Annotated in this window: 20 protein-coding genes; all 20 read left to right on the top strand. The window is 59.8% G+C overall.

The window, feature by feature from the left end; genetic code table 11:
* The first annotated feature begins 5 nt into the window (after positions 1–5).
* Complete coding sequence (locus tag BK659_RS04575; RefSeq protein ID WP_123423934.1) at positions 6–2,090, top strand: type IV pilus secretin PilQ; 2,085 nt, start codon at positions 6–8, stop codon at positions 2,088–2,090.
* A gap of 4 nt (positions 2,091–2,094) precedes the next feature.
* Positions 2,095–2,613, top strand: a complete 519-nt coding sequence (aroK, locus tag BK659_RS04570; RefSeq protein WP_054595232.1) for a shikimate kinase AroK — start codon at positions 2,095–2,097, stop codon at positions 2,611–2,613.
* Between the two features lie 147 nt (positions 2,614–2,760).
* Positions 2,761–3,861, top strand: a complete 1,101-nt coding sequence (gene aroB, locus BK659_RS04565; protein WP_123423933.1) for a 3-dehydroquinate synthase — start codon at positions 2,761–2,763, stop codon at positions 3,859–3,861.
* A 10-nt stretch (positions 3,862–3,871) separates the two neighbouring features.
* Positions 3,872–5,488, top strand: coding sequence for an AAA family ATPase (locus tag BK659_RS04560; RefSeq protein ID WP_123423932.1), 1,617 nt, complete (start codon positions 3,872–3,874; stop codon positions 5,486–5,488).
* Between the two features lie 348 nt (positions 5,489–5,836).
* The gene (gltB, locus tag BK659_RS04550) at positions 5,837–10,282 is read left to right on the top strand and encodes a glutamate synthase large subunit (RefSeq protein WP_123423931.1); all 4,446 of its coding nucleotides are present in this window, start codon (positions 5,837–5,839) and stop codon (positions 10,280–10,282) included.
* Positions 10,283–10,315: 33 nt separating this feature from the next.
* Positions 10,316–11,734, top strand: a complete 1,419-nt coding sequence (locus BK659_RS04545) for an FAD-dependent oxidoreductase (protein WP_123423930.1) — start codon at positions 10,316–10,318, stop codon at positions 11,732–11,734.
* A gap of 266 nt (positions 11,735–12,000) precedes the next feature.
* Positions 12,001–13,068, top strand: coding sequence for a uroporphyrinogen decarboxylase (hemE, locus tag BK659_RS04540; RefSeq protein ID WP_123423929.1), 1,068 nt, complete (start codon positions 12,001–12,003; stop codon positions 13,066–13,068).
* A 516-nt stretch (positions 13,069–13,584) separates the two neighbouring features.
* Positions 13,585–15,054: an N-acetylglucosamine-binding protein GbpA gene (gene gbpA, locus BK659_RS04535; RefSeq protein ID WP_123423928.1), complete on the top strand. Its 1,470-nt coding sequence runs from the start codon at positions 13,585–13,587 to the stop codon at positions 15,052–15,054.
* 98 nt (positions 15,055–15,152) lie between these two features.
* Complete coding sequence (locus tag BK659_RS04530; RefSeq protein WP_123423927.1) at positions 15,153–15,671, top strand: cytochrome b; 519 nt, start codon at positions 15,153–15,155, stop codon at positions 15,669–15,671.
* Positions 15,672–16,238, top strand: a complete 567-nt coding sequence (locus BK659_RS04525) for a type II secretion system protein N (RefSeq protein WP_259740207.1) — start codon at positions 15,672–15,674, stop codon at positions 16,236–16,238.
* A complete protein-coding gene (gene gspD, locus BK659_RS04520) occupies positions 16,239–18,137 on the top strand; it encodes a type II secretion system secretin GspD (RefSeq protein WP_123423925.1) in 1,899 nt (632 codons plus the stop codon).
* The gene (gene gspE, locus BK659_RS04515; RefSeq protein WP_123423924.1) at positions 18,134–19,615 is read left to right on the top strand and encodes a type II secretion system ATPase GspE; all 1,482 of its coding nucleotides are present in this window, start codon (positions 18,134–18,136) and stop codon (positions 19,613–19,615) included. The genes gspD and gspE overlap by 4 nt, the downstream gene beginning before the upstream one ends.
* A 3-nt stretch (positions 19,616–19,618) precedes the next feature.
* Positions 19,619–20,830, top strand: coding sequence for a type II secretion system inner membrane protein GspF (gspF, locus tag BK659_RS04510; protein WP_123423923.1), 1,212 nt, complete (start codon positions 19,619–19,621; stop codon positions 20,828–20,830).
* Positions 20,831–20,833: 3 nt separating this feature from the next.
* Positions 20,834–21,289: a type II secretion system major pseudopilin GspG gene (gspG, locus tag BK659_RS04505; RefSeq protein WP_123423922.1), complete on the top strand. Its 456-nt coding sequence runs from the start codon at positions 20,834–20,836 to the stop codon at positions 21,287–21,289.
* 3 nt (positions 21,290–21,292) lie between these two features.
* Positions 21,293–21,760: a type II secretion system minor pseudopilin GspH gene (gene gspH, locus BK659_RS04500; RefSeq protein ID WP_123423921.1), complete on the top strand. Its 468-nt coding sequence runs from the start codon at positions 21,293–21,295 to the stop codon at positions 21,758–21,760.
* A complete protein-coding gene (gene gspI / locus BK659_RS04495; RefSeq protein ID WP_123423920.1) occupies positions 21,753–22,145 on the top strand; it encodes a type II secretion system minor pseudopilin GspI in 393 nt (130 codons plus the stop codon). The genes gspH and gspI overlap by 8 nt, the downstream gene beginning before the upstream one ends.
* Positions 22,138–22,683, top strand: coding sequence for a type II secretion system protein GspJ (locus BK659_RS04490; protein WP_123423919.1), 546 nt, complete (start codon positions 22,138–22,140; stop codon positions 22,681–22,683). Before gspI ends, BK659_RS04490 begins: the two co-directional genes overlap by 8 nt.
* Positions 22,680–23,543 (top strand): type II secretion system protein GspK, encoded by an 864-nt coding sequence (locus BK659_RS04485; protein ID WP_123423918.1) that lies wholly within the window; start codon positions 22,680–22,682, stop codon positions 23,541–23,543. The genes BK659_RS04490 and BK659_RS04485 overlap by 4 nt, the downstream gene beginning before the upstream one ends.
* Complete coding sequence (gene gspL, locus BK659_RS04480) at positions 23,540–24,637, top strand: type II secretion system protein GspL (RefSeq protein WP_123423917.1); 1,098 nt, start codon at positions 23,540–23,542, stop codon at positions 24,635–24,637. The genes BK659_RS04485 and gspL overlap by 4 nt, the downstream gene beginning before the upstream one ends.
* Entirely contained in the window at positions 24,634–25,101 is a 468-nt protein-coding gene (gene gspM / locus BK659_RS04475; RefSeq protein ID WP_123423916.1) for a type II secretion system protein GspM, read from the top strand. The genes gspL and gspM overlap by 4 nt, the downstream gene beginning before the upstream one ends.
* The last annotated feature ends 2 nt before the right edge of the window (positions 25,102–25,103 follow it).

Raw genomic sequence — 25,103 nt, 5'->3', positions numbered from 1 at the left:
GAATCATGAACAGGATCCTTTCAGCCCTCGGTATTTCACTATGGATGGCGCTGCTTTCACCGATGGTACAGGCGGTCAATCTCAAAGCGCTGGATGTCGCTGCGCTGCCGGGTGATCGCATCGAGTTGAAACTGGCTTTCGATGGCCCACCGCCCGCGCCTCATGGCTACACCACCGATCAGCCGGCACGAATCGCCCTCGACTTACCGGGTGTGAGCAGTCAACTGGCAAGCAAGACGCGTGACCTGGGGGGTGGCAACGCCCGCAGTGCGACGGTGGTCGAGGCCAAGGATCGGACGCGTTTGATTATCAACCTGACGCAGTTGACGCCTTACAGCTCACGAGTCGAAGGCAACACGTTGTACGTGGTGGTGGGGCAGGCCGCCGCCGGCGCTCGGAAATCCCGGCCCGCCGCATCGCGAGTGGCCAGCGCCATACCGCTGTCGGCCAAGACTTACGCCCCCGTAAGCAAGGCTATTCGCGGGGTGGATTTTCAGCGCGGTGAGCAGGGTGAAGGCAATGTGGTCATTGATTTGTCGGACCCAGGCATCAGCCCGGACATCCAGGAGCACGGTGGCAAGATTATCCTCACCTTCGCCAAAACCCAGCTGCCTGAACGCTTGCGGGTGCGTCTGGACGTCAAGGATTTCGCCACGCCGGTGCAGTTCGTCAATGCCAGTGCGTCCTCCGATAAGGCCAGCATCAGCATCGAACCCAGCGGCGCATTTGACTACTCGACTTACCAGACCGATAACAAGCTGACTGTCAGCGTCCGTCCGATGACCGTCGACGATCTGCAGAAGCGCAATGCAGAGCGCTTTGCCTACAGCGGCGAGAAGCTGTCGTTGAATTTTCAGGACATCGATGTGCGCTCGGTACTGCAACTGATCGCCGATTTCACCAACCTCAATCTGGTGGCCAGCGACACGGTGCAGGGTGGCATCACCTTGCGCCTGCAAAACGTGCCATGGGATCAGGCGCTGGACCTGGTGCTCAAGACCAAGGGGTTGGACAAGCGCAAGATCGGCAACGTCCTGTTGGTAGCACCGGCAGATGAAATCGCTGCTCGTGAGCGCCAGGAACTGGAGTCACGTAAACAGATTGCCGAACTGGCGCCACTGCGCCGTGAGCTGTTGCAGGTCAACTACGCCAAGGCGGCGGATATCGCCAAGCTGTTCCAGTCGGTGACCAGCGCCGAGGCGAAAATCGATGAGCGCGGTTCGATCACTGTCGACGAGCGAACCAACAATATCATTGCCTACCAGACCCAGGATCGCCTGGATGAGCTACGGCGGATCGTCGCTCAGCTGGATATTCCGGTGCGTCAGGTGATGATCGAGGCGCGGATCGTCGAAGCCAACGTCGACTACGACAAAAGTCTCGGCGTGCGCTGGGGCGGTTCGGTCCGCAATAAGGGTAACTGGAATACCTCCGGGGTCAGCAACGGGGCCAACGCCTCATCGACCATTGGTACGCCGGGCAGCACCAGCACCAACTCGCCGTTCGTCGACATGGGCACGGCGGGAAATACATCGGGGATCGGCATCGCCTTCATCACCGATAACGTGTTGCTGGACCTTGAGCTGACTGCCATGGAGAAGACCGGAAACGGGGAAATAGTCTCTCAACCCAAAGTGGTTACCTCCGACAAGGAAACCGCGAAGATCCTCAAAGGCACGGAAATTCCCTATCAGGAAGCCAGCTCCAGCGGCGCGACATCGGTGGCGTTCAAGGAAGCCTCGCTGTCTCTGGAGGTGACACCACAGATCACCCCGGACAACCGCATCATCATGGAGGTCAAGGTCACCAAGGATGAGCCGGACTACCTGAACAAAGTGCAGGATGTACCGCCGATCAAGAAGAACGAGGTCAACGCCAAGGTACTGGTCAACGACGGCGAAACCATCGTCATCGGCGGGGTTTTCTCAAATACTCAAAGCAAGGTTGTAGATAAGGTGCCATTTCTCGGTGATGTGCCGTATCTTGGCCGCCTTTTCCGGCGTGACGTGGTGTCGGAGAAAAAATCCGAGCTGCTGGTATTTCTCACTCCGCGTATCATGAATAACCAGGCGATTGCTGTGAGTCATTGATTCTGTGCGAAATTTGATTCTTGTTGGGCCGATGGGTGCTGGAAAAAGCACCATCGGTCGCTTGTTGGCCAAAGAGCTGCGCCTGCCGTTCAAGGATTCCGATAAGGAAATTGAATTGCGCACGGGCGCCAATATCCCGTGGATCTTCGATAAAGAAGGCGAGCCCGGCTTTCGTGATCGCGAGCAGGCGATGATCGCCGAACTGTGCGCGCTCGATGGCGTGGTGCTGGCGACGGGCGGTGGCGCAGTGATGCGCGAAGCCAATCGTCGGGCGCTGCACGCCGGTGGGCGAGTGGTGTATCTGCATGCGTCCGTCGAACAGCAGGTCGGGCGCACCGCGCGTGATCGCAATCGTCCGCTGCTGCGCACCGCCGACCCGGCAAAAACCCTCAGGGATTTGCTGGCGTTGCGCGATCCGCTGTATCGGGAAATCGCCGACCTGGTGGTGGAAACCGATGAGCGGCCACCGCGGATGGTAGTGCTGGACATCCTGGAACGCTTGCAGCAGCTACCTCCCCGTTAATGCGCAGAGCGAAATGCGCTATCCTCGGCTCCGGTCATGACGGCTCGAAGGTGTGGCGCATGACGAACGGGCAGCGTCACACACGCAGATGTTGCCAGTCGATAATGTAAGGCAGGACGCCTGATTCCAACTTCACTGTGGGGACACATGCAGACACTTAAGGTCGATTTAGGCGAGCGTAGCTACCCGATCCATATTGGCGAAGGGTTGCTGGATCAGCCCGAACTGCTGGCGCCGCATATCGCCGGGCGGCAAGTCGCGATCATCTCCAACGAGACCGTTGCGCCGCTGTATCTAGAGCGTCTGACCCGCAGCCTTGCTCAGTTTTCGGTTATTTCCGTGGTTTTGCCCGACGGCGAAGCCTTCAAGAACTGGGAAACCCTGCAAACCATCTTTGACGGCCTGCTCACTGCACGCCATGACCGCCGCACCACCGTGATCGCCTTGGGCGGCGGTGTGATTGGCGACATGGCTGGTTTTGCCGCCGCCTGTTACCAGCGGGGTGTCGATTTCATCCAGGTCCCGACTACCTTGCTGTCGCAAGTCGACTCCTCGGTGGGCGGCAAGACCGGCATCAACCACCCCCTGGGCAAAAACATGATCGGCGCTTTCTATCAGCCGAACGTCGTGTTGATCGATACTGCCACGCTCAATACCCTGCCGGCCCGCGAGCTCTCTGCCGGCCTGGCGGAAGTCATCAAGTACGGGCTGATCTGCGACGAGCCGTTCCTCACCTGGCTCGAAGACAACGTCGATCGCCTGCGGGCACTGGATCAAACGGCCCTGACTTACGCTATCGAACGCTCCTGCGCGGCCAAGGCTGCTGTGGTCGGTGCTGACGAGCGGGAGTCCGGTGTACGCGCCACGTTGAACCTGGGCCATACCTTCGGCCACGCCATCGAAACCCACATGGGCTATGGTGTCTGGCTACATGGTGAAGCGGTGGCTGCCGGCACCGTAATGGCCCTGGAAATGTCTTCGCGTCTGGGCTGGATCAGTGCCCAGGAGCGTGATCGTGGCATTCGCCTGTTCCAGCGTGCCGGGTTGCCGGTCATTCCGCCTTCAGTGATGACTGAAGCCGATTTTCTCGAACACATGGCAATTGACAAGAAAGTAATCGACGGTCGTTTGCGACTGGTGTTGTTGCGCCGCATGGGCGAAGCCGTAGTGACCGACGATTATCCGAAAGAGGTTTTACAGGCCACGCTGGGAGCGGATTACCGCGCCCTGGCTCAGCTTAAAGGTTAATAAGATCCCGATGACTAGTTTGCATGCCGACGAGGCGTTCCTCGGCCATTACCAGTTGAGTCACGACCCTTTCGCTCCACGGGTGCCTGGCTTCAAATTCTTCCCTGCCCAGCGCAAACCCGTGCTGGGGCAACTGCATCACCTGGCCCGTTACAGCCAGTTGTTGCTGGTGGTCACCGGCCCACAAGGCAGCGGCAAGACCCTGTTGCGTCAGGCGCTGGTAGCCAGTACCAACAAGCAGTCGGTACAGAGCGTGGTGGTTTCCGCTCGTGGTGCCGGCGATGCGGCGGGTGTGTTGCGTCAGGTGGCTCAGGCGCTGAACGTCGCCCAGGCTGAAGTCGGCGCGATCCTCAAGCAGGTGGTACAGCTCGCACTGACTGGCCAGGAAGTCTACTTGCTGGTCGACGATGCCGAACAACTTGACGAGTCCGCCCTCGAAGCGCTGCTGGCGCTGGCGGCTGGCGCGCCGGAAGGTCGTCCGCATGTATTCCTGTTTGGTGAGTCGTCGCTGATCGCCGAACTTGAGCAGCTGAGCACCGAGGAAGAGCGCTTCCACGTCATCGAGCTGCAACCTTACGTCGAAGAAGAAACCCGCGAATACCTGGCCCAGCGACTCGAAGGCGCCGGTCAGGGAATCGAACTTTTCTCCGCGAATCAGATCTCTGAGATACACGAAAGCTCCGATGGATGGCCTGGCAACATCAATCAGGTCGCCCGCGATGCGATGATCGAAGCCATGATTGCTAGCCGCTCAGCGGTCAAGCGTCCAAGTATGGGGTTCAACATGCCGAAGAAACACGTATTGGCGATATCCGCCGTAGTCGTGGTCGCGGTGGCCGCTGCCTGGTTGATGCCAGGTCGCAGCAAGGCACCAACCACCGGTGCGCCCGCCAATGAGCAGGCGCAACTGCCACTGGGTACACCGAAACCGAACAGCGGCGGCGCTCCGGCGGTCGAGTTCGCCGGCAATACCCAGCCGATGCCATTGCCGCTGGTCGGGCAGTCGCAGCCAGTGATGCGTGGTCCATTGGCAGAAGCTGCCGGCGGTATCACTGAGGGCGACGACGGCGTGCCGGTCGAAGGCTCCAGTGCCACACCGCCTACCGTAACCACCACCGCGCCTCCAGCAGGTATTCCGGCTGGTCCGACGCCAGCGCCTGCGGCCAAGCCAACTCCTGCGGTCAAGCCAACACCTGCGCCGACTCAGGTCGCTACCGCCAAGCCTGCACCCGCACCTGCACCTGCGGCCAAACCGGCTCCAGTGGCCAAACCAGCCCCGATCGCCAAGCCTGTCGAGAAACCGGTCGAGAAGCCGGCCAACGTTGCCAAAGCCGCCACCGGTGGTACCTGGTATGCCGGTCAGGCACCGGGTAACTACGTGGTGCAAATCCTCGGCACCAGCTCTGAAACCACGGCGCAAAATTTCGTCAAGGAACAGGGCGGCGAGTACCGCTATTTCAAGAAAGTCCTTAACGGCAAGCCGCTTTACGTCATCACCTACGGTAACTTCGCCAACCGCGATGCAGCCGTTACCGCCATCAAGGCCTTGCCAGCGAAGGTTCAGGCTGGTAAACCTTGGCCTCGCTCTGTCGCCAGCGTCCAACAGGAACTGGCAACAGCTCGCTGAAGATTCGGCGGCCTTACCCAGGCCGCCTCTCCCGGCACCTCAAAATTTCTGCAAGCGCATGCTGCCTCCAGGCCGCGTGCCTTGTGGTGTCTGCGTCACAGTAGTCTTTGAGTCGTTGCGGTCAGCATTAAAAATGTTTTGACTAGCACAGCATATCGCTTTAAACCTTTCACAAATGCGACATAGATTTGCGACATTTCGTCGTCAAATTTGTGAGCCTCTGTGTCGGTGTGTACAATGACCTCCCTTTTGCCCCCGCAAAGCTGGCGTACGTTCGGCGTGGAAGGTAACTGGCTGAATTGAAAAGAAATTTGTCTCGATAAGAGGCAGCCTGGTGAGAAAGTGTCTATGAAAGCAGGTCTGTACCAACCAGATGAGTTCAAGGATAACTGCGGTTTCGGCCTGATAGCCCATATGCAGGGCGAACCCAGTCATACCCTGTTGCAAACGGCCATTGAGGCCCTGACCTGCATGACCCACCGCGGTGGGATCAACGCTGACGGCAAAACCGGCGACGGTTGCGGTCTGCTGATGCAAAAGCCCGATGTGTTCCTGCGCGCCATCACCCAGGAAACGTTTGGTATTGAATTGCCCAAGCAATACGCCGTGGGCATGGTGTTCTTCAACCAGGACCCGGTAAAAGCCGAAGCGGCTCGCGAGAACATGAATCGCGAGATCCTGGCTGCCGGCCTGCAACTGGTCGGTTGGCGCAAAGTGCCGATCGATACCAGCGTTCTCGGCCGTCTGGCGCTCGAGCGCCTGCCGCAGATCGAACAAGTGTTCATCGGCGGAGCTGGCCTGAGTGATCAGGACATGGCCGTCAAGCTGTTCACTTCCCGTCGTCGCTCGTCCGTGGCTAACGCCGCCGACCTCGACCACTACGTCTGCAGCTTTTCCCACAAGACCATCATTTACAAAGGCCTGATGATGCCGGCGGACCTGACCGCCTTCTATCCGGACCTCAGCGACCAGCGCCTGCAAACCGCGATCTGCGTGTTCCACCAGCGCTTCTCCACCAACACCCTGCCGAAATGGCCGCTGGCTCAACCGTTCCGCTTCCTGGCGCACAACGGCGAGATCAACACCATCACCGGCAACCGCAACTGGGCCGTGGCCCGTCGCACCAAGTTCAGCAACGATTTGATGGACCTGGAAGAACTCGGCCCACTGGTCAACCGTGTCGGTTCCGACTCATCGAGCATGGACAACATGCTCGAGCTGATGGTCACCGGCGGCATCGACCTGTTCCGTGGCGTGCGGATGATCATTCCGCCTGCGTGGCAGAACGTCGAAACCATGGACCCGGATCTGCGTGCGTTCTACGAGTACAACTCGATGCACATGGAACCGTGGGACGGTCCGGCTGGCGTGGTAATGACCGATGGTCGTTACGCGGTGTGCCTGCTCGACCGTAACGGTCTGCGCCCGGCGCGTTGGGTCACCACCAAAAACGGCTTCATCACCCTGGCCTCGGAAATCGGTGTCTGGAACTACCAGCCTGAAGACGTGATCGCCAAGGGCCGTGTCGGGCCTGGCCAGATCTTCGCCGTGGACACCGAAACCGGTCAGATCCTCGACACCGATGCCATCGACAACCGCTTGAAGTCCCGTCATCCGTACAAGCAATGGCTGCGCAAGAATGCCCTGCGCATCCAGGCGACGATGGAAGACAACGACCACGGTTCGGCGTTCTACGACGTCGACCAGCTCAAGCAATACATGAAGATGTATCAGGTCACTTTCGAAGAACGTGATCAGGTGCTACGTCCGCTTGGCGAACAAGGCTACGAAGCCGTTGGCTCCATGGGCGACGACACACCAATGGCCGTGTTGTCCCAGCGTGTGCGCACGCCGTACGACTACTTCCGTCAGCAGTTCGCGCAGGTCACCAACCCGCCGATCGACCCGTTGCGTGAAGCCATCGTCATGTCGCTGGAAGTCTGCCTCGGAGCCGAGCGCAACATTTTCCAGGAGTCGCCGGAACACGCCTCGCGCGTGATCCTCAGCTCGCCGGTCGTTTCCCCGGCCAAATGGCGCTCGTTGATGAACCTCGATCGCCCGGGCTTCGAACGCCAGGTCATCGACCTCAACTACGACGAGGCGCTGGGTCTTGAAGCCGCGGTGCGCAACATCGCCGATCAGGCCGAAGAAGCCGTGCGTTCCGGGCGTACCCAGATCGTGCTGAGCGACCGTCACATTGCTCCGGGCAAACTGCCGGTTCACGCTTCCCTGGCCACTGGCGCGGTGCACCACCGTCTGACCGAAAAAGGCCTGCGTTGCGACAGCAACATCCTGGTCGAGACCGCTACCGCGCGCGACCCGCACCACTTCGCGGTGTTGATCGGTTTCGGCGCCTCGGCGGTCTATCCGTTCCTGGCTTACGAAGTGCTGGGCGACCTGATCCGTACCGGTGAAGTGTTGGGCGACCTCTACGAGGTGTTCAAGAACTACCGCAAAGGGATCACCAAAGGCCTGCTCAAGATCCTCTCGAAGATGGGCATCTCGACCATCACCTCCTATCGCGGAGCACAACTGTTCGAAGCGATCGGTCTGTCCGAGGAAGTTTGCGATCTGAGCTTCCGTGGCGTGCCAAGCCGCATCAAGGGTGCGCGTTTCGTCGACATCGAAGCCGAGCAGAAAGCCTTGGCTGCTGAAGCCTGGAGCCCGCGCAAGCCAATCCAGCAGGGCGGTTTGCTGAAGTTCGTCCACGGTGGCGAATATCACGCGTACAACCCGGACGTGGTCAGCACCCTGCAAGCCGCTGTGCAGCAGGGCGACTACAGCAAGTTCAAGGAATACACGGCGCTGGTGGACAACCGTCCGGTGTCGATGATCCGCGACCTGTTCAAGGTCAAAACCCTTGAGACGCCGCTGGACATCAGCGAGATCGAACCGCTGGAATCGGTGCTCAAACGCTTCGACTCCGCTGGCATCTCCCTTGGTGCCCTGTCGCCGGAAGCTCACGAAGCCCTGGCCGAAGCCATGAACCGCCTCGGTGCGCGTTCCAACTCCGGCGAAGGCGGCGAAGACCCGGCGCGTTACGGCACCATCAAGAGCTCGAAAATCAAGCAAGTGGCGACTGGCCGTTTCGGTGTAACCCCGGAATACCTGGTCAACGCTGAAGTGCTGCAGATCAAGGTCGCGCAGGGCGCCAAGCCCGGCGAAGGTGGTCAGTTGCCAGGCGGCAAGGTCAACGGTCTGATCGCCAAACTGCGTTATGCAGTGCCGGGCGTGACGCTGATTTCGCCACCGCCGCACCACGACATCTATTCGATCGAAGACCTGTCGCAGCTGATTTTCGACCTGAAACAAGTCAACCCGAAGGCTCTGGTCTCGGTGAAGCTGGTTGCAGAAGCGGGCGTTGGCACCATCGCCGCTGGCGTGGCCAAGGCTTATGCCGACCTGATCACCATTTCTGGCTACGACGGCGGCACCGGTGCATCGCCGCTGACCTCGATCAAGTATGCGGGCGCCCCGTGGGAACTCGGCCTGGCCGAAACCCACCAGACCCTGCGCGGCAACGACCTGCGCGGCAAAGTCCGGGTGCAGACCGACGGTGGCCTGAAAACCGGCCTCGACGTGATCAAAGCCGCAATCCTCGGCGCTGAAAGCTTCGGCTTCGGCACCGCGCCAATGATCGCCCTGGGCTGCAAATACTTGCGCATCTGCCACCTGAACAACTGCGCTACCGGCGTGGCGACTCAGAACGAAAAACTGCGCAAGGACCACTACATCGGTACGGTCGACATGGTGGTGAACTTCTTCACCTACGTCGCTGAAGAAACCCGTGAGTGGCTGGCGAAGCTGGGCGTGCGCTCCCTCGAAGAGCTGATCGGTCGTACCGATCTGCTGGAAATCCTCGAAGGTCAGACCGCCAAGCAAAACCACCTGGACCTGACCCCGCTGCTGGGCAGCGATCACATCCCGGCGGACAAGCCACAGTTCTGCCAGGTCGAGCGCAACCCGCCGTTCGATAAAGGCCTGTTGGCCGAGAAGATGGTCGAGATGGCCACTTCGGCGATCAACGACCTGAGCGGCGCCGATTTCGCTCTGGACATCTGCAACTGCGACCGTTCAATCGGCGCGCGGATCTCTGGCGAAATCGCGCGCAAGCACGGCAACCAGGGCATGGCCAATGCGCCGATCACCTTCCGCTTCAAAGGGACGGCCGGTCAGAGCTTTGGTGTGTGGAACGCCGGCGGTCTGAACATGTACCTCGAAGGCGATGCCAACGACTACGTCGGCAAAGGCATGACCGGTGGCAAACTGGTCATCGTTCCGCCAAAAGGCAGCGTCTACAAAACTCAGGACAGCGCCATTATCGGCAACACCTGCCTATACGGCGCCACGGGCGGCAAGCTGTTCGCCGCCGGTACCGCGGGCGAGCGTTTCGCAGTGCGTAACTCCGGTGCTCACACCGTGGTTGAAGGCACTGGCGATCACTGCTGCGAGTACATGACTGGTGGTTTCGTCTGCGTACTGGGCAAGACCGGTTACAACTTCGGCTCAGGCATGACCGGCGGTTTCGCCTACGTGCTCGACCAGGACAACACCTTCGTTGACCGGGTCAACCACGAACTGGTGGAAATCCAGCGGATCAGCGGTGAGGCAATGGAAGCCTATCGCAGCCACTTGCAACGCGTGCTGAACGAATACGTCGAGGAAACCGACAGCGAGTGGGGTCGTAACCTCGCTGAGAACCTCGATGACTACTTGCGTCGGTTCTGGTTGGTCAAGCCTAAGGCTGCCAACTTGAAATCGTTGCTTTCCAGCACCCGTGCCAACCCGCAGTGATATGCGCCTGAAGAGTTTGATGAGGTTTTAACAATGGCTGAACGTCTGAATAATGACTTCCAGTTCATCGAGGTCGGGCGCAAGGATCCGAAGAAGAAACTGTTGCGTCAACGCAAGAAAGAGTTCGTGGAAATCTACGAACCCTTCAAACCCCAGCAGTCGGCCGACCAGGCCCACCGCTGCCTGGGTTGCGGTAACCCGTATTGCGAGTGGAAGTGCCCGGTGCACAACTTCATTCCCAACTGGTTGAAACTGGTGGCCGAGGGCAACATCCTCGCCGCCGCCGAGCTGTCGCACCAGACCAACACTCTGCCAGAAGTCTGCGGCCGCGTGTGCCCGCAGGACCGTTTGTGCGAGGGTGCGTGCACCCTTAACGACGGCTTCGGCGCGGTGACCATCGGTTCGGTCGAGAAATACATCACCGACACCGCGTTCGCCATGGGCTGGCGCCCGGACATGTCGAAGGTCAAGCCGACCGGTAAACGTGTCGCGGTGATCGGCGCAGGCCCTGCTGGCCTGGGTTGTGCCGACGTGCTGGTACGCGGTGGCGTGACCCCGGTGGTGTTCGACAAGAACCCGGAAATCGGCGGTCTGCTGACCTTCGGCATCCCCGAGTTCAAGCTGGAAAAGACCGTGCTGAGCAATCGCCGCGAGGTCTTCACCGGCATGGGCATCGAGTTCCGCCTGAATACCGAAATCGGCAAGGACGTGACCATCGAGCAACTGCTCGAAGAATACGATGCCGTATTCATGGGCATGGGCACCTACACCTACATGAAGGGCGGCTTTGCCGGTGAGGACCTGCCGGGCGTCTACGACGCGCTGGACTTCCTGATTGCCAACGTCAACCGCAACCTGGGCTTTGAAAAGTCGCCGGAAGATTTCGTCGACATGAAAGGCAAGAAGGTCGTGGTACTGGGCGGCGGCGACACGGCGATGGACTGCAACCGCACCTCGATTCGTCAGGGCGCCAAGTCGGTGACCTGTGCCTATCGTCGTGACGAAGCGAACATGCCGGGCTCGCGCAAAGAGGTGAAGAACGCCAAGGAAGAAGGCGTGAAATTCCTCTACAACCGCCAGCCAATCGCCATCGTCGGTGAAGACAAGGTCGAAGGTGTGAAGGTGGTCGAGACCCGTCTCGGCGAGCCGGACGCCCGTGGCCGTCGCAGCCCCGAGCCGATCCCGGGCTCCGAAGAGATCATCCCGGCCGACGCCGTGGTCATCGCCTTCGGTTTCCGTCCGAGCCCGGCGTCGTGGTTCGAGCAGTTCAGCATCCAGACCGACAGCCAGGGCCGCGTCGTGGCCCCGGAACAAGGTACGTACAAGCACCAGACCAGCAACCCGAAAATCTTCGCCGGTGGCGACATGGTGCGTGGTTCTGACCTGGTGGTGACGGCGATCTTCGAAGGCCGTAATGCCGCCGAAGGGATCCTGGACTACCTGGGCGTCTGACTGCTATCTGAACTTGGAATGCAGTAAAAATGTGGGAGCGAGCTTGCTCGCGATGGCGGCAGATCAGTCGACAGAGATGTTGAATGTGAGACCTTCATCGCGAGCAATCGAGCGTCGACCGGCTGCTCCCACAGTTGTTTCGCGGTGCTGCAGAAGGCCGCATTCCAGCGCGACAAATTGACCCGATAGACAAAAGGTGCGGCGCTTGCCGTGCCTTTTGCGTCGCGCTCTGAGAAAATGCCCGCACTTTTTTTCCGGATGCCGACATGACTGCCCTGAAGAACGACCGTTTCCTTCGCGCCCTGCTCAAGCAACCCGTAGACGTCACGCCCGTGTGGATGATGCGTCAGGCCGGTCGCTACCTGCCTGAATACCGCGCCAGCCGTGCCAAGGCCGGTGATTTCATGAGCCTGTGCATGAATCCGGAGTTCGCTTGCGAAGTCACGATGCAGCCGCTCGACCGTTATCCACAACTGGATGCGGCGATCCTTTTCTCCGACATCCTGACCATTCCCGATGCCATGGGCCAAGGGCTGTACTTCGAAACCGGCGAAGGTCCGCGCTTCAAAAAAGTCGTCAGCACCCTGGCCGACGTCGAGGCCCTGCCGATTCCTGACCCGCACAAAGACCTTGGCTACGTGATGGACGCGGTCAGCACCATCCGCCGCGAGCTGAACGGCCGCGTGCCGCTGATCGGCTTCTCCGGCAGCCCATGGACCCTGGCCACCTACATGGTCGAAGGCGGTTCGTCGAAAGACTTCCGCAAGACCAAGGCCATGCTCTACGACAACCCGCAAGCCATGCACCTGCTGCTGGATAAACTCGCGCAGTCGGTCACTTCTTACCTCAACGGCCAGATCATGGCCGGCGCGCAAGCGGTGCAGATCTTCGACACCTGGGGCGGCAACCTCTCGGCAGCGGCCTACCAGGAGTTCTCCCTGGCCTACATGCGCAAAATCGTCAGCGGCCTGATCCGTGAGCACGAAGGCCGCAAAGTGCCGGTCATCCTCTTCACCAAAAACGGCGGCCTGTGGCTGGAAAGTATCGCCGACGCCGGTGCAGATGCCTTGGGTCTGGACTGGACCTGCGACATCGGCGAAGCCCGCCAGCGTGTTGGCAGCAAAGTCGCCTTGCAAGGCAACATGGACCCTACCGTGCTGTACGCCAAGCCAGAAGCCATTCGCGCCGAAGTCGGCCGGATCCTCGCCAGCTACGGCAAAGGCAGCGGTCACGTGTTCAACCTCGGCCACGGCATCACCCCGGAAGTCGACCCGGAACACGCTGGCGCCTTCTTGCGCGCGGTGCATGAATTGTCGGCGCAATACCATCAGTAATCGGTGACAGCCTGTCTGGCCTCTGTGCCAGGCGGGCGGCTTTCCTGCGTTGGACCCATCCTCTGTGATCTGGTGGCTCTGCTGCCGGTATCTGCATGCCTGGTTGTTTAAGACCGGGATACACGTTCTGTCTGCGCCATCTTCATTACTGAAATTTTTGAGTGTTGTGTGTCAATTTTGGCGTTGAAAAAGTGCGATCTTATGTAAGGCAATGTTACGTGATTTGTCCGACAAGTCTGGCTGCTGATTTCCCTATGTGATGCAGGATTCGTCCTACATAGAGTTAAAAGTCCAGACTGTAAAGTGCGCTATCGCACACCCTTACTATCGCCGATGGTGAACGTTTTCAAGAGTTGTCAGATAAATTTTGTTTTATGAGAGTTTGTGGTCTGAACACAATGATCTTGTGGGTTTTAAGGGTGTTAGTTGTAAGTGCATAACAGCCAATGATCGCGTTGTTATCCGTTATATGACGTTCTGCGAGTAACTCTTAATAATCAGTCTGGAACTAATAATATGCAAAATACTATTTCTAAGGGGGGCGCATTAACAGGGTGTGCTTCCTCGTTGACGCTGTTGGCGGCAATGTTGGCAACACAGAATGTCGCAGCTCATGGTTACTTGAATGAACCACCGTCCCGTGCCTTTCTTTGTCAGAAAGGTCTGAATAAAGACTGCGGTGGTGCGCAGTACGAGCCACAAAGCGTGGGTGAAACTTTCAAGGGTTTCCCGAACGGTGTCGGTGGCGCTCCGCTGCAAGGTCCGATTGACGGAAAGATTGCCAGTGGTGGTATCGCGATGTTTTCCGCGGTCGATGCTCAGTCAGCCACACGCTGGCACTTGACTGAAATCAAGGACCGTTCTATCGATTTCGATTGGAAATACACTGCCGCTCATCCCGCCACCAAGCATGAGTACTTCATTACCAAAAATGGCTGGAATCCTAACGAGCCGCTAAAACGCGCTTCTTTCGATAGCACGCCGTTTTGTTTTGTCGACGGCGGTAATGTTCTGCCCGTCTCCGGGGACAAGCACGCTTGCGTGATTCCGGACGACAAGACTGGCCACCATGTGATTCTGGGTATCTGGACCGTTGGTGATACTGCTGCGGCGTTCCACAACGTTGTTGACGTCAGCATTCTTGCCGAGGCCGCGTTGCCTGGTGGTTGGAACTCTGTTGGCACCATCACCCCTGCAACCACGCTGATTGCCGGTGACAAGGTCAAGGCCCGCGCCTTTACCAATAGCGGTGAAAGCGCGCAGTACAGTGTCGAGATCACCATCGGCAACGCTGAAGAAGGCAAGCCGGAGAACTGGTCGCTCAAGTTGGCCGAGCAGATCAACAAGACTCAGACGTTGATCAAAGCCGGTATTCGCGATGAGCACGACAACATTGAACCAGTGAAAGGCGTGAACAAGCTGTATGCCCAGAAAGAAAGCGCTGTCACTCGTTATGAAGTGGCGCTGGACATGCAGGAAGATACCGACGCCCGCATGGAGTTCGGTGGCCTGGCCCCAGAGCATGAACTGGTGAAGGGGGTTGGCAAAGTCGCGGTCCCGATCGTCAACAATCGGACAATGACTATCGAAGCGACGATTTTCGATGACAGCAACAAGCAAGTGGGTTTCACCCGGCAGCAGGTAGCGGCACAGAGCAACACTGTACTGAATGTCGATGTACGTTCTGCGCCAGGTAAACATGGCGTGAAACTGGTGGGCACCACGGAAGACGGCCGCACCACTCGCCAAGCCTTCGAAGAAACCAAATTCACCGGCGAGGGCGGTGCGCAAGAGTACGATTTCGAGTTTCCGAATAATCTCGGTGACTACACCGCAGGGACCAAAGTGCTGCAGCCCAAGAACGGTCTGGTGTATGAGTGCAAGCCGTTTCCTTACTCGGGTTACTGCAAGCAGTACAGCCCGTCGGCGAATGGTTTCGAGCCGGGGTTCGGCAGTGACTGGGCGATGGCCTGGGATGAGAAATAAGTTGATCTGACACACCGGCGGACAATCGTGATTTTTTGATTGTTCGCCGGTGCGGGTGTGCGTGTTTCTCGCCAATGTTATTGGGTGTTGATAGTTAAATGAAAACCTTATCGTATACGAGGGCGCAGAAATTTCTGCACTGGCTTTCGGCGGTCATTATTATCTGGGCACTGGTCAGTGGTTTTTATGTGGCACTGTTTGAAGTGGCGTTGCCGGTCAAGGAGTGGGTGGCGTTTATTAATGTGTCGATGACGACGGCGTTTTTACCGTTCTTTGTGGTCAGGCTTTATCTTTCTTTTCGTCGAAGTCGGTCGAGTGCCAGGCAGTGTTCTACGCTGGCCGAAAATGTGGCGTCTTTTGTGCATTGGCTTATTTATCTGGTGGTCAGTCTGGTGTTGGTAACGGGTGTGTTAATGATGGACCGGGTTATTAATGTTTTTGACCTTTTATTTATTCCCCAACCTTTACAAGACCCTGACTGGATTCAGCTGTTTATAAAGATTCATGTTTGGGCATGTGTCGTGCTGGCGGCGTTGGTTGCCTTGCACATGAGCGCGGTCATCAAACATGAAGTATCGGGACGCCGTGTGCTTGTAAACATGTGGTTTCACCGCTGAATGGGCAGGTCATTGACGCTGGACTCTTTATTCACGGCAATGTCCACAGGCTGGCCGACGCTGCTCGGGGTCATCCTGTGGGTATTACCGCTGGGGTACGGCGTTTACCTGTTCGCCAACGAACAGACGTTGCGCGATGAACTGCTTGTGCAATCCGAGCGGCCGGTACGGCTGCCACCGGATACGCAGCCGATGCCCGAGTTCAACCCTGACGCTATCGCGACAGTGATGGGGCTGGCTGCGCAAACGGCAGCGCTGCGCAGTGCTGAACCGCTGACCTTGCGCGCTAGTTTTGTCTCCAGCACCGGGCTTTCGCGGGCGTTGCTGGCGGGTGCTGACGGTGAACGTTTGTATCAGGTCGGCGACAGCTTGCCCGGCGGCAGTGTACTGCGGCGGGTTGAGGTCTCCAGGGTGGTGCTGTGGCGCAAAGGTCGCGAGGAGTTGCTGGCCCTGCAACCCACTACCGAGCGCACCTTGTTGACGATCAAACCTGCCGACACCCGATCCGATCCCGCACCTGCCCTTATTCACTTTCGGCCAACCGCTGATTTGCCACAGAGTCACTGAATGAACCGCTCGAATTGTTTTCGCACCTACGGCGCACTGCTGCGCGCCCTGGGCATGGCAGTCCTGCTGCTCCCGGGTTGGGTAGCGGCTGAAGAACAGCGTTGGCAACTGGCGATGAACAACGCTGAGCTAAGGGACATCGTTGCCGAAATGTCGTCGATTCTGGACACGACCGTGATCCTCGACCCCAGGGTTCAAGGGCGAATCACGGTCATGTCCGGACAAGCGCTGGATCGCGAGGGCGTCCGACGGTTGTTCTATTCGGTGCTTGATGCTCATAACTTCACGGTGATCGATCAAGGCGATCGAATACTCATTACCCCCGTAGCGGAAGCCAAGACCCGCGCCAGTCAGGGTGATCCGCGAACGTCTCGCGATGGACAGTTCGTGACCGAGGTCATCGCCCTCGGCGCAAGCTCGGCTGCCGATCTGGCCGGTCTGGTCAGGCCGCTGGTCTCGACCAATGGCTATGTCGGTCCGTCCGTCTCGGCCAACGCGTTGGTGGTCACCGATACCGCGAGCAATGTTCGGCGGATTGGGCAAGTGGTACGGCAACTTGATTCCGGGGCGAAAAATGCTCATACCATTGTCGTGCTACGCCATGGTCTGGCGGCCGATATCGCCAAGGTGATGGAGGCGTCACTGGGCAAGTCCGGAGCCGAGGCCGGAAGCTTGGTGATTGCCGACCCCAGGGCCAATCGCCTGGTGGTTGTCGGGCCGCCGGTAGCGCGCGAACGTCTGGTCCGGTTGGCCGGCTCGCTGGACATTCCGGCGACGACCAAACTCGATAACGCCCGGGTGATCCGTTTGCACCACAGCGATGCCAAGCAGTTGGCCGAGGTGCTGGATGCACTGGGGCAGGGGTTCAAGGCACAGTCGAGTAGCAGCGGTTCAAAAGAGCCGATGTCGGCCACGCCGGTCATGGTAAAGGCCGACGAACGCCAGAATGCACTGGTGATTTTCGCCGATCCGGCGCAATTGCGGACGTTGGAGAACATCGTTCGTGAACTGGATCAACCGCGTGCCCAGGTGCTGATTCACGCGGCCATCGTCGAGATTTCCGGTGACATCATCGAAGCGCTCGGTGTGCAGTGGGGGCTGGACAGCGGTAACGCGAAAGGGATCATCAACTTTCCGGGTACCGGGGTTCCGGTGCTCGGTGGGTTCAATTTCGACGACAAGAGTCCGGCCCCGGAAGGTTCGTTGCTGCGACTCGGTGGCGGCAACTTTGGCGCACTGATTTCGGCTCTGGCCAGTAACAGCCGCAGCAACCTGCTATCGACGCCGAGCCTGCTGACTCTGGACAACCAGGAAGCGGAAATCATCGTCGGCCAGAACGTGCCGTTCAAGACCGGTTCTTACGCCACCAATAGCAGTGGTGCAGATAACCCCTTCACCACGGTCGAACGCAAGGATGTCGGGATCAGCCTGAAGATCCGTCCGCACATCAACGAAGGTTCGATCCTGCGTCTGGAGGTCGAGCAGGAAATCTCCGATATCGCGCCTTCGGTGTCCGGCATCGATTCTTCCGACCTGATTACCAACAAGCGTGCCCTCAAGAGCACGATCCTTGCCAACGATGGCGAGATCATTGTGATCGGTGGCCTTATCAAGGACAGCGTTCGGACCCAGGAAAGCGGGGTGCCGCTGTTGCGCAGCATTCCTTATCTCGGCGCGCTGTTTCGCTGGACGAAAGACACCCAGACCAAAAGTAACCTGATGGTGTTTCTGCGCCCGACCATCGTGCGCACCCGTCAGGATATCGCCGAAATCAGTGAGGACCGCTACAAGGCCCTCCGGGATCTGAGTCAGCCGGCGGCTCGGCAGAACAATTCGCTGTTATTGCCCGATGATCCGCATCAGCTGTTCGATGAGCCCCGTGAGCGCCGCGCCCCATGACGAGTCTGACGGGGTACAGCGAACGGCTGCCATTCGGTTTCTCCCGGCGTTTGGGGGTGTTGCTTGAGGGTTCGGGCGAGGCGTTGAGCCTGTCGATCCGCAGCGATACGCCGCTGACCGCACTGGCGGAAGTTCGGCGTGTGACGGGGCGTGATCTGCCTGTTCAGGTCCTTGAGCCTGCGATGTTCGCGACACGGCTGGCGAGCGCTTACGGCGTAGGTCAGAGCGCCGCCGAACAGGTCGCCCAGGGACTGGACGAAGAACTCGATCTGTTGAGCCTGGCCGATCAGCTTCCGCAGACCGCCGACCTGCTCGAACAGGAAGGTGACGCGCCGATCATCCGGCTGATCAACGCGTTGCTCAGTGAGGCGGTGCGCGAAAAAGCCTCGGATGTTCACCTGGAAACCTTCGAGCAGTACCTGTTGGTGCGGATGCGGGTAGATGGGCAATTGCGTGAGGTGCTCAGACCCCGGCGCGAGTTGGCCAATCTGCTGGTGTCACGGATCAAGGTCATGGCGCGCCTCGATATTGCTGAAAAGCGCGTGCCGCAGGACGGTCGCATTGCGCTGCGCCTGGCCGGGCATGAGGTGGATGTGCGGGTCTCGACTCTGCCGTCAGCTCATGGCGAGCGAGTGGTGTTGCGACTGCTCGACAAACAATCCGGACGCCTCGACTTGCAGCGCCTGGGCATGCCGCCCGACACCCTGGCACGCTTTCAGCGGATTCTTGGCAGGCCCCACGGGATTTTCCTGGTGACCGGTCCCACCGGCTCCGGCAAGACCACCAGCCTGTATGCGGCGCTGGCCAGTCTCAACGACCAGACGCGCAATATTCTCACGGTGGAGGATCCGATCGAGTATCACTTGCCGGGGATTGGCCAGACGCCGGTCAATCCAAAGGTCGAGATGACGTTCGCCCGGGGCCTGCGGGCGATTCTGCGCCAGGACCCGGATGTAGTGATGGTCGGTGAAATCCGCGATCGGGAAACCGCCGAAATTGCCGTGCAGGCGTCGTTGACCGGGCACTTGGTGTTATCGACCTTGCACACCAACAGCGCGGTCGGCGCGGTCACCCGCTTGCTGGACATGGGCGTCGACGCCTACTTGTTGGCGTCGTCGCTGATCGGTGTGCTCGCCCAACGCTTGTTGCGAACCCTCTGTCCACACTGCAAGCAAGCCTATGAAGCTGATGCTGTCGACTGCCAGAGCCTGGGCGTTGCCGGCGACGGTGCTGTGCGGCTATTCAGGGCCAATGGATGCGCTCGATGCCAACAAGGCTACCGGGGGCGGGTCGGTATGTACGAGTTGATCAGCTTAACTCCGACGCTGTCCGCGCTGGTTCATCAGGGGGCCAGTGAACAGGCGTTGGCGGACGAGGCGCGGACGCTGTCGCGCAGCCTGTTTCAGGACGGTCAGCGGCTGGTGCTTGAGGGTGTCACCAGTCTCGATGAGTTGCTGCGCGTCAGCCAGGAGGACTAGCCGTTGCCGGGATTCGAATACCGTGCCCAAGACCGCAGTGGCCGTCAGTCCCGAGGTGTGCTGGAGGCTGATAGCCCACGGCATGCCCGGCAGCTGTTGCGTGAACGGGGTTTGTTACCCAGTCATGTCGGCGAGGCTAAGTATCAGGGCGCTCGGGAGGGGATTTTTGCGAATGCCATGAAGCTGAGCTCGGGCGAACTGGCGCTGCTGACGTTGCAGTTATCCACGCTGATTCAGGCCGGTCTGCCCCTCGAAGAGGCCTTACGGGCCGTTGCGGCGCAGAGCGAAAAGCGCAAGGTCAACGCCTTGCTCTCAGCGGTGCGGGCGCGGGTGATGGAAGGTTATTCATTGGCGGCGGCGCTGGGTGGATTTCCCCGGGCGTTCCCCGAACTGTTTCGCGCCACCATCGCGGCAGGTGAGCGCTCCGGACATCTGGGTCATGTGCTTGAACAGTTGGCGGCGTACACGGAGGCCCGTCAGGCGTCGCGCCAGCGAATTCAGCTGGCGCTGGTTTACCCGATGATTCTGCTGTTCGCCTCGCTGGCCATTGTCGGTTTCCTGCTCGGCTACGTAGTGCCGGATGTGGTGAAGATTTTCGTCGATAGCGGTCAGCCGTTACCGCTGCTGACCCAGGGCATGATCCTGATCAGTGACGGTCTGCATAGTCATGGCCTGCTCCTGTTGGGTCTGTTGTCAGTGCTGACGCTGTTGGGACGCTGGGCCTTGGTCCAGCCATCCATGCGTGTGCGCTGGCACGCACTGGTGTTGCGCTTGCCGTTGCTGGGTGGGGTGTTGCGGGCCATGGAGGCGGCGCGTTTTGCCAGCACCCTGGCGATCCTCGGCAAGAGCGCGGTGCCGTTGGTCGATGCCCTGGAAATTGCTGCCGCCGTCATTGGCAACCTGACGATTCGCACGCGCATGCGCGATGTTGCGCGCTCGGTACGTGAGGGCGGCACCCTGACCCATGGCCTGGAACAAGGCGGCGATATCCCGCCAATGATGCTGCATATGATTGCCAGTGGCGAGCGTGCCGGTGAACTCGACAGCATGCTGGCGCGGGCCGCCGAGCAGCAGGAAAAGACCCTGGCAGCGCGCATCGCGCTGGTTGTGAGCCTATTCGAACCGGTCATGTTGGTGCTGATGGGCGGTGTCGTGCTGCTGATCGTCATGGCCATTCTTTTACCCATTCTTAGCCTGAACCAACTGGTGAGTTGATCGATGAATCCTGTCCGTAATACTTCAGCCAAGCGTCAGCGTGGCTTTACCCTGATCGAAATCATGGTGGTGGTGGTCATCATCGGCGTGCTTGGCGCCATCGTCGTGCCACAGTTCATGAGTCGACCCGATCAGGCCAAGGTCACAGCGGCCCGCACCGACATTCTGGCGATCTCCACCAGCCTTGAAATGTACCGCCTCGACAACTTCAGCTACCCCACCACCCAGCAAGGGCTGGAAGCGTTGGTCAAGCGGCCGCTGGGCGCTCCGGTACCGAGAAACTGGAGTCCGCAGGGTTATCTCAAAAGTGTGCCGGTGGACCCTTGGGGAATGCCGTATCAGTACCTCAATCCCGGGGTGAATTCGGACGATGGCGGCTATGACCTGTACTCCTTTGGCGCTGACGGTGTGTCCGGTGGCGAAGGCCATGGGGCAGACATCGGCAACTGGGGGGATTGACCGATGCGCCAGGCGTGCCGGGGTTTCACCTTGCTGGAGTTGATGGTGGTCATGGTGCTGATCGGCGTGCTGCTGGGGATGGTGAGCCTGGCCACCGGCACCTCACCCGCGCGCCTGGCGCGGCAGGAGGCCAACGGTTTGATCCAGTTGTTGCAGGCGCTACGTGAGCAGGCTGTGCTCGAGGGGCGCGAGTATGGCCTTCGGCTGGAGCCCGAGGGTTATCAGGTGCTGGCTCTCTATGGCCAGGACTGGCGCCCGGCAGGCCGCGCTTATCGTTTACCGGAAGGCTTGCAGCTGCGCCTGGAGCAATCTGGCCAAATGTCGACGCTTGCGGGGCGTCCCGGTCAACCGCACCTGGTGTTGCTCAGCAGTGATGAAAGCAGTGCGTTCACCTTGCACCTGCAAGCCGATCAGCAGTCGTTGATCAGCCTCTCCAGTGATGGTTTGAATGAGGCTGCCCTTGATGAGTAAGAGAAAGCCTGCGCTGCCGCGCCAGACACACCGTGGCTTTACCCTGTTGGAAATCATGATCGCGCTGGTTGTCTTTGCGACGTTGGCGGGGGCCGTGATGGCGGCTGGTCAATACGCCCTCAAGCAGAATGCTCGATTGGAGGAGCAGTTGTGTGGGACCTGGCTGGCTGACAACCACTTGAGCGAATTACAGCTGGGGGCTGCACCGGCTCAAGGGCACGAATACCTGAGCCGACACTTCGACCGACGCGACTGGAGCCTGAGCCAGACCATCAGTCCGGTGGCCGATTCGCGTTTGCTGAAGGTCGAGCTCAGTGTCAGCCGTTCAGGCAGCGATCAGGTCGTACATCGAACGACGGGTTGGATTGACGCCCGTGATGAATAAGCAGCATGGCTTCACCTTGCTCGAACTGGTGATCGCCATGGCGATATTCGCCTTGCTTGGCCTGGCCAGCTGGCGGCTGTTCGATGGCGTGGTCCGTGCTGAACGCAGCAGTTCATCCCATGAGCGCGACATGCGCGGGTTGCAACGCGCCATCGCCGTGATCGAACGTGATGCCTTGCAGGTAACGGCGCAGCCTATGGTGCTGCAGCAGAACGTTTTGCTGTTGCAGCGCGGCAACTGGCGTAATCCGTTGGATGAGCCGCGTAGCGAGTTGCAGGACGTCACTTATCGCCTCGACAAGGGGACGTTGTGGCGTGAAAGCCAACGCCCTGAACAGCCGTTGGTGCAGCGGCAAAAACTGCTCACCGGCGTGCGCGAATTGCATTGGCGGCTCTATGATCAGAGCGGTTGGCGCAGCGAGAGGCCGCCCGGCACCCGCAAGTCAGTCTCCGCGCCGAAGGCTTTGGAAATCACCTTTTCAACGGAGCGCTTCGAGTCGATTCGCCGGGTCCTGCTGTTGCCTGGGAGCGCGTCATGAGTCGGCAACGCGGCGTCGCGCTGATCAGTGTGCTGTTGGTCATGAGCCTGGCGCTGCTGCTGATGGGCGGGATGCTGCGCAACCATCGGCTGGTGGTCAAAAGCACCGCGCAACAGCTTCATCAAGTGCAACTGCGCCAACTGGGTTTTTCCGGTGAGCGCTGGGCCTTGCAGCGGTTGCGCCACCCCGAGATGCAAGCGTCTCGCAGCGTCAACCTGGCGCAAGTGTGGGCGCAGGCTAAGCCGCCGTTCGAGGTCGAGGACGGGACGCTGCACATCCGCGTCGAAGACCTGGCCGCGCGCTTCAACCTTTCTGTACTGCTGGCCGGCGGGCAAATCGATCTGCTCGCGCAACAGCGTTGGATACGTCTGCTGGCCCTGCTGCAGATCCGCAATCCAGAACTCGAAAGGCTCGCGACCTCGCACTTCGGCGCGCTGACAGACCTCAGTCAATTACGCGTGTGGCCGGGCGTCGACGGCGAGGTGCTGCGGCGCTTGCAGCCAATGGTGGCACTGCTGCCCAGGAACGCCAGCCTGAACATCAATACCGCATCGCAGCAGCAACTGATGACACTCGACGGTATGACCGAAGCAACGGCCCGAGCGTTGGTGCAACAGCGTCCGGCGCAGGGGTACCGCTCGGTGCAGGCGTTCGTCGAGGACCCTTTGCTCGCAGGGCTTGAACTGGGCAGCCATGGCTTGGGTCTGGGCAGTCGCTGGTTTCGGATCACGGTAGACGTGGCCGTTGGGCAAAGTCGTTTGCAACTGGTCAGCGAAGTCGAACTCGACGCCAAAACCCGGCAGGTCAACGTCGTGCAACGACGGTTCCTGACCTCACTGACAAGCGAGTCCTCGTCATGAACACCTGGCTTTACCTCACCCCCGAAGGGGCGGTGCAACCTTGCGCGCAATGGCTCTGCTGCCTGGTCTCGGCATCGAATGAGCGGTCGGTCCTTTCGCTCGCCGATGCCGCCAAACAGTTATCAGGGCAGGCTGTCCATCTGGTGTTGCCGATGGAGATGTGTGGCTGGCTACGTACCGAAAAATGGCCCTCGCGACGTCGCCCCGACGCTCAGGCCATTGCGTTCGCCATCGAAGATCAACTGAGCGAAGACCTTGAGGCGCTACACCTGAGCATCGGCCTGCGTGACTCGCAGGGGTGCTATCCGGTGCTGTTGCTCAACAAACAACGCTTTGCAGCGTTGCTGGCGCTGGTGGCTGAACTGGGGATTGCCGTCAGCGTCGTACAGGTCGATGCCGACCGTTTACCCCATGATCAGGCCTATGGCGTGTGGTGGTTGGGGCGCTGGCTCCTTGGCGGCGCATTGGATACTCGTCTGGCGGTGTCGGCGCACGGGCTGGCTGCGATCAGTCCGCAGCTGCCTGAGCCCATCTGCTGGCTGGACGAAGGGTTTGAAGTGCTGCATGGCCAGGCGGGGGCGGGGCCTGCGATCAACCTGCTGCACGGCGAGTTTCGTCGGGAGCGCCGGCGTTTTCCCTGGTCGACGGCACTGATCTCGGCCGCGTTGTTGTTCACCCTGGGGTGGGGGAGCACACTCGCACGCAGCCACTTTTTCGAGGATCAGGCCCAACGCTTGTCTGACCAGAGCGAACAACGTTTCAGGGCCTTGTATCCGGAACAGACACGTATCGTTGATCTTTCGGCGCAACTCAAGGCGCTGCAAAAACAAACCCGCATCAGCGCACAGGATACGCAGATTGCCCGCTTGCTGAAGTTGACCGAGCAGGTGATCGGTGCAAGCAGTGTTGAAGTACAACGCATCGAATACCGTGTCGGCGACGGTTGGAAACTGCAACTCACGGCCGGCAGTTTTGCCGAACTCGAACAGCTGCGCGAGCGTGGCCAGAGCAGCGGATTGCCAATCAGGCTGGGCAGCGCAAGCAAGGCACAGGACCGTGTCCTGGCGCTGCTGACATTGGAAAATCGCCCATGAAACTCAACATACCGAAGCTGCCGGTCAGTGTGACGCAGACCTGGAGTCGGCTGGCGCTGCGCGACCGACAGGCGCTGAGTGTCCTGGTGGTAGCGCTCGTTGCCGGACTGGCGTTCGTCGGGTTATGGCAGCCGTCCCAGCAGCGGCTTGCGGTGGCTGAGCGCTTGTACCAGCAGCGACTGGTTCAGGCCGGGGAGGTCGCTCGAGCTCAAGCCCCCGGTGCTCGGGCCGAAGGGACTGCCCCGCTGTCCACGCAACTCAGTGAACGCGCAATTGCCGACGGCCTCGACCTGCAACAGCTGGAGGTGCAAGGCGATCTTCTGCGCCTGACGCTGCGCGGAGATGCGCGGGTGCTACTGGCCTGGCTGCACCGAACCGAACAGGACGGTGCGACCTTGCAATCACTGACACTGGACAAGCAGGGGCAAGCGCTGGAGGCACAGGTGCTGGTGCAGGGTTCCTGACG

The sequence above is a fragment of the Pseudomonas brassicacearum genome (genome assembly GCF_003732225.1).
Classification (GTDB): domain Bacteria; phylum Pseudomonadota; class Gammaproteobacteria; order Pseudomonadales; family Pseudomonadaceae; genus Aquipseudomonas; species Aquipseudomonas brassicacearum_E.
This window is presented reverse-complemented; position numbering and strand designations above follow the sequence as displayed.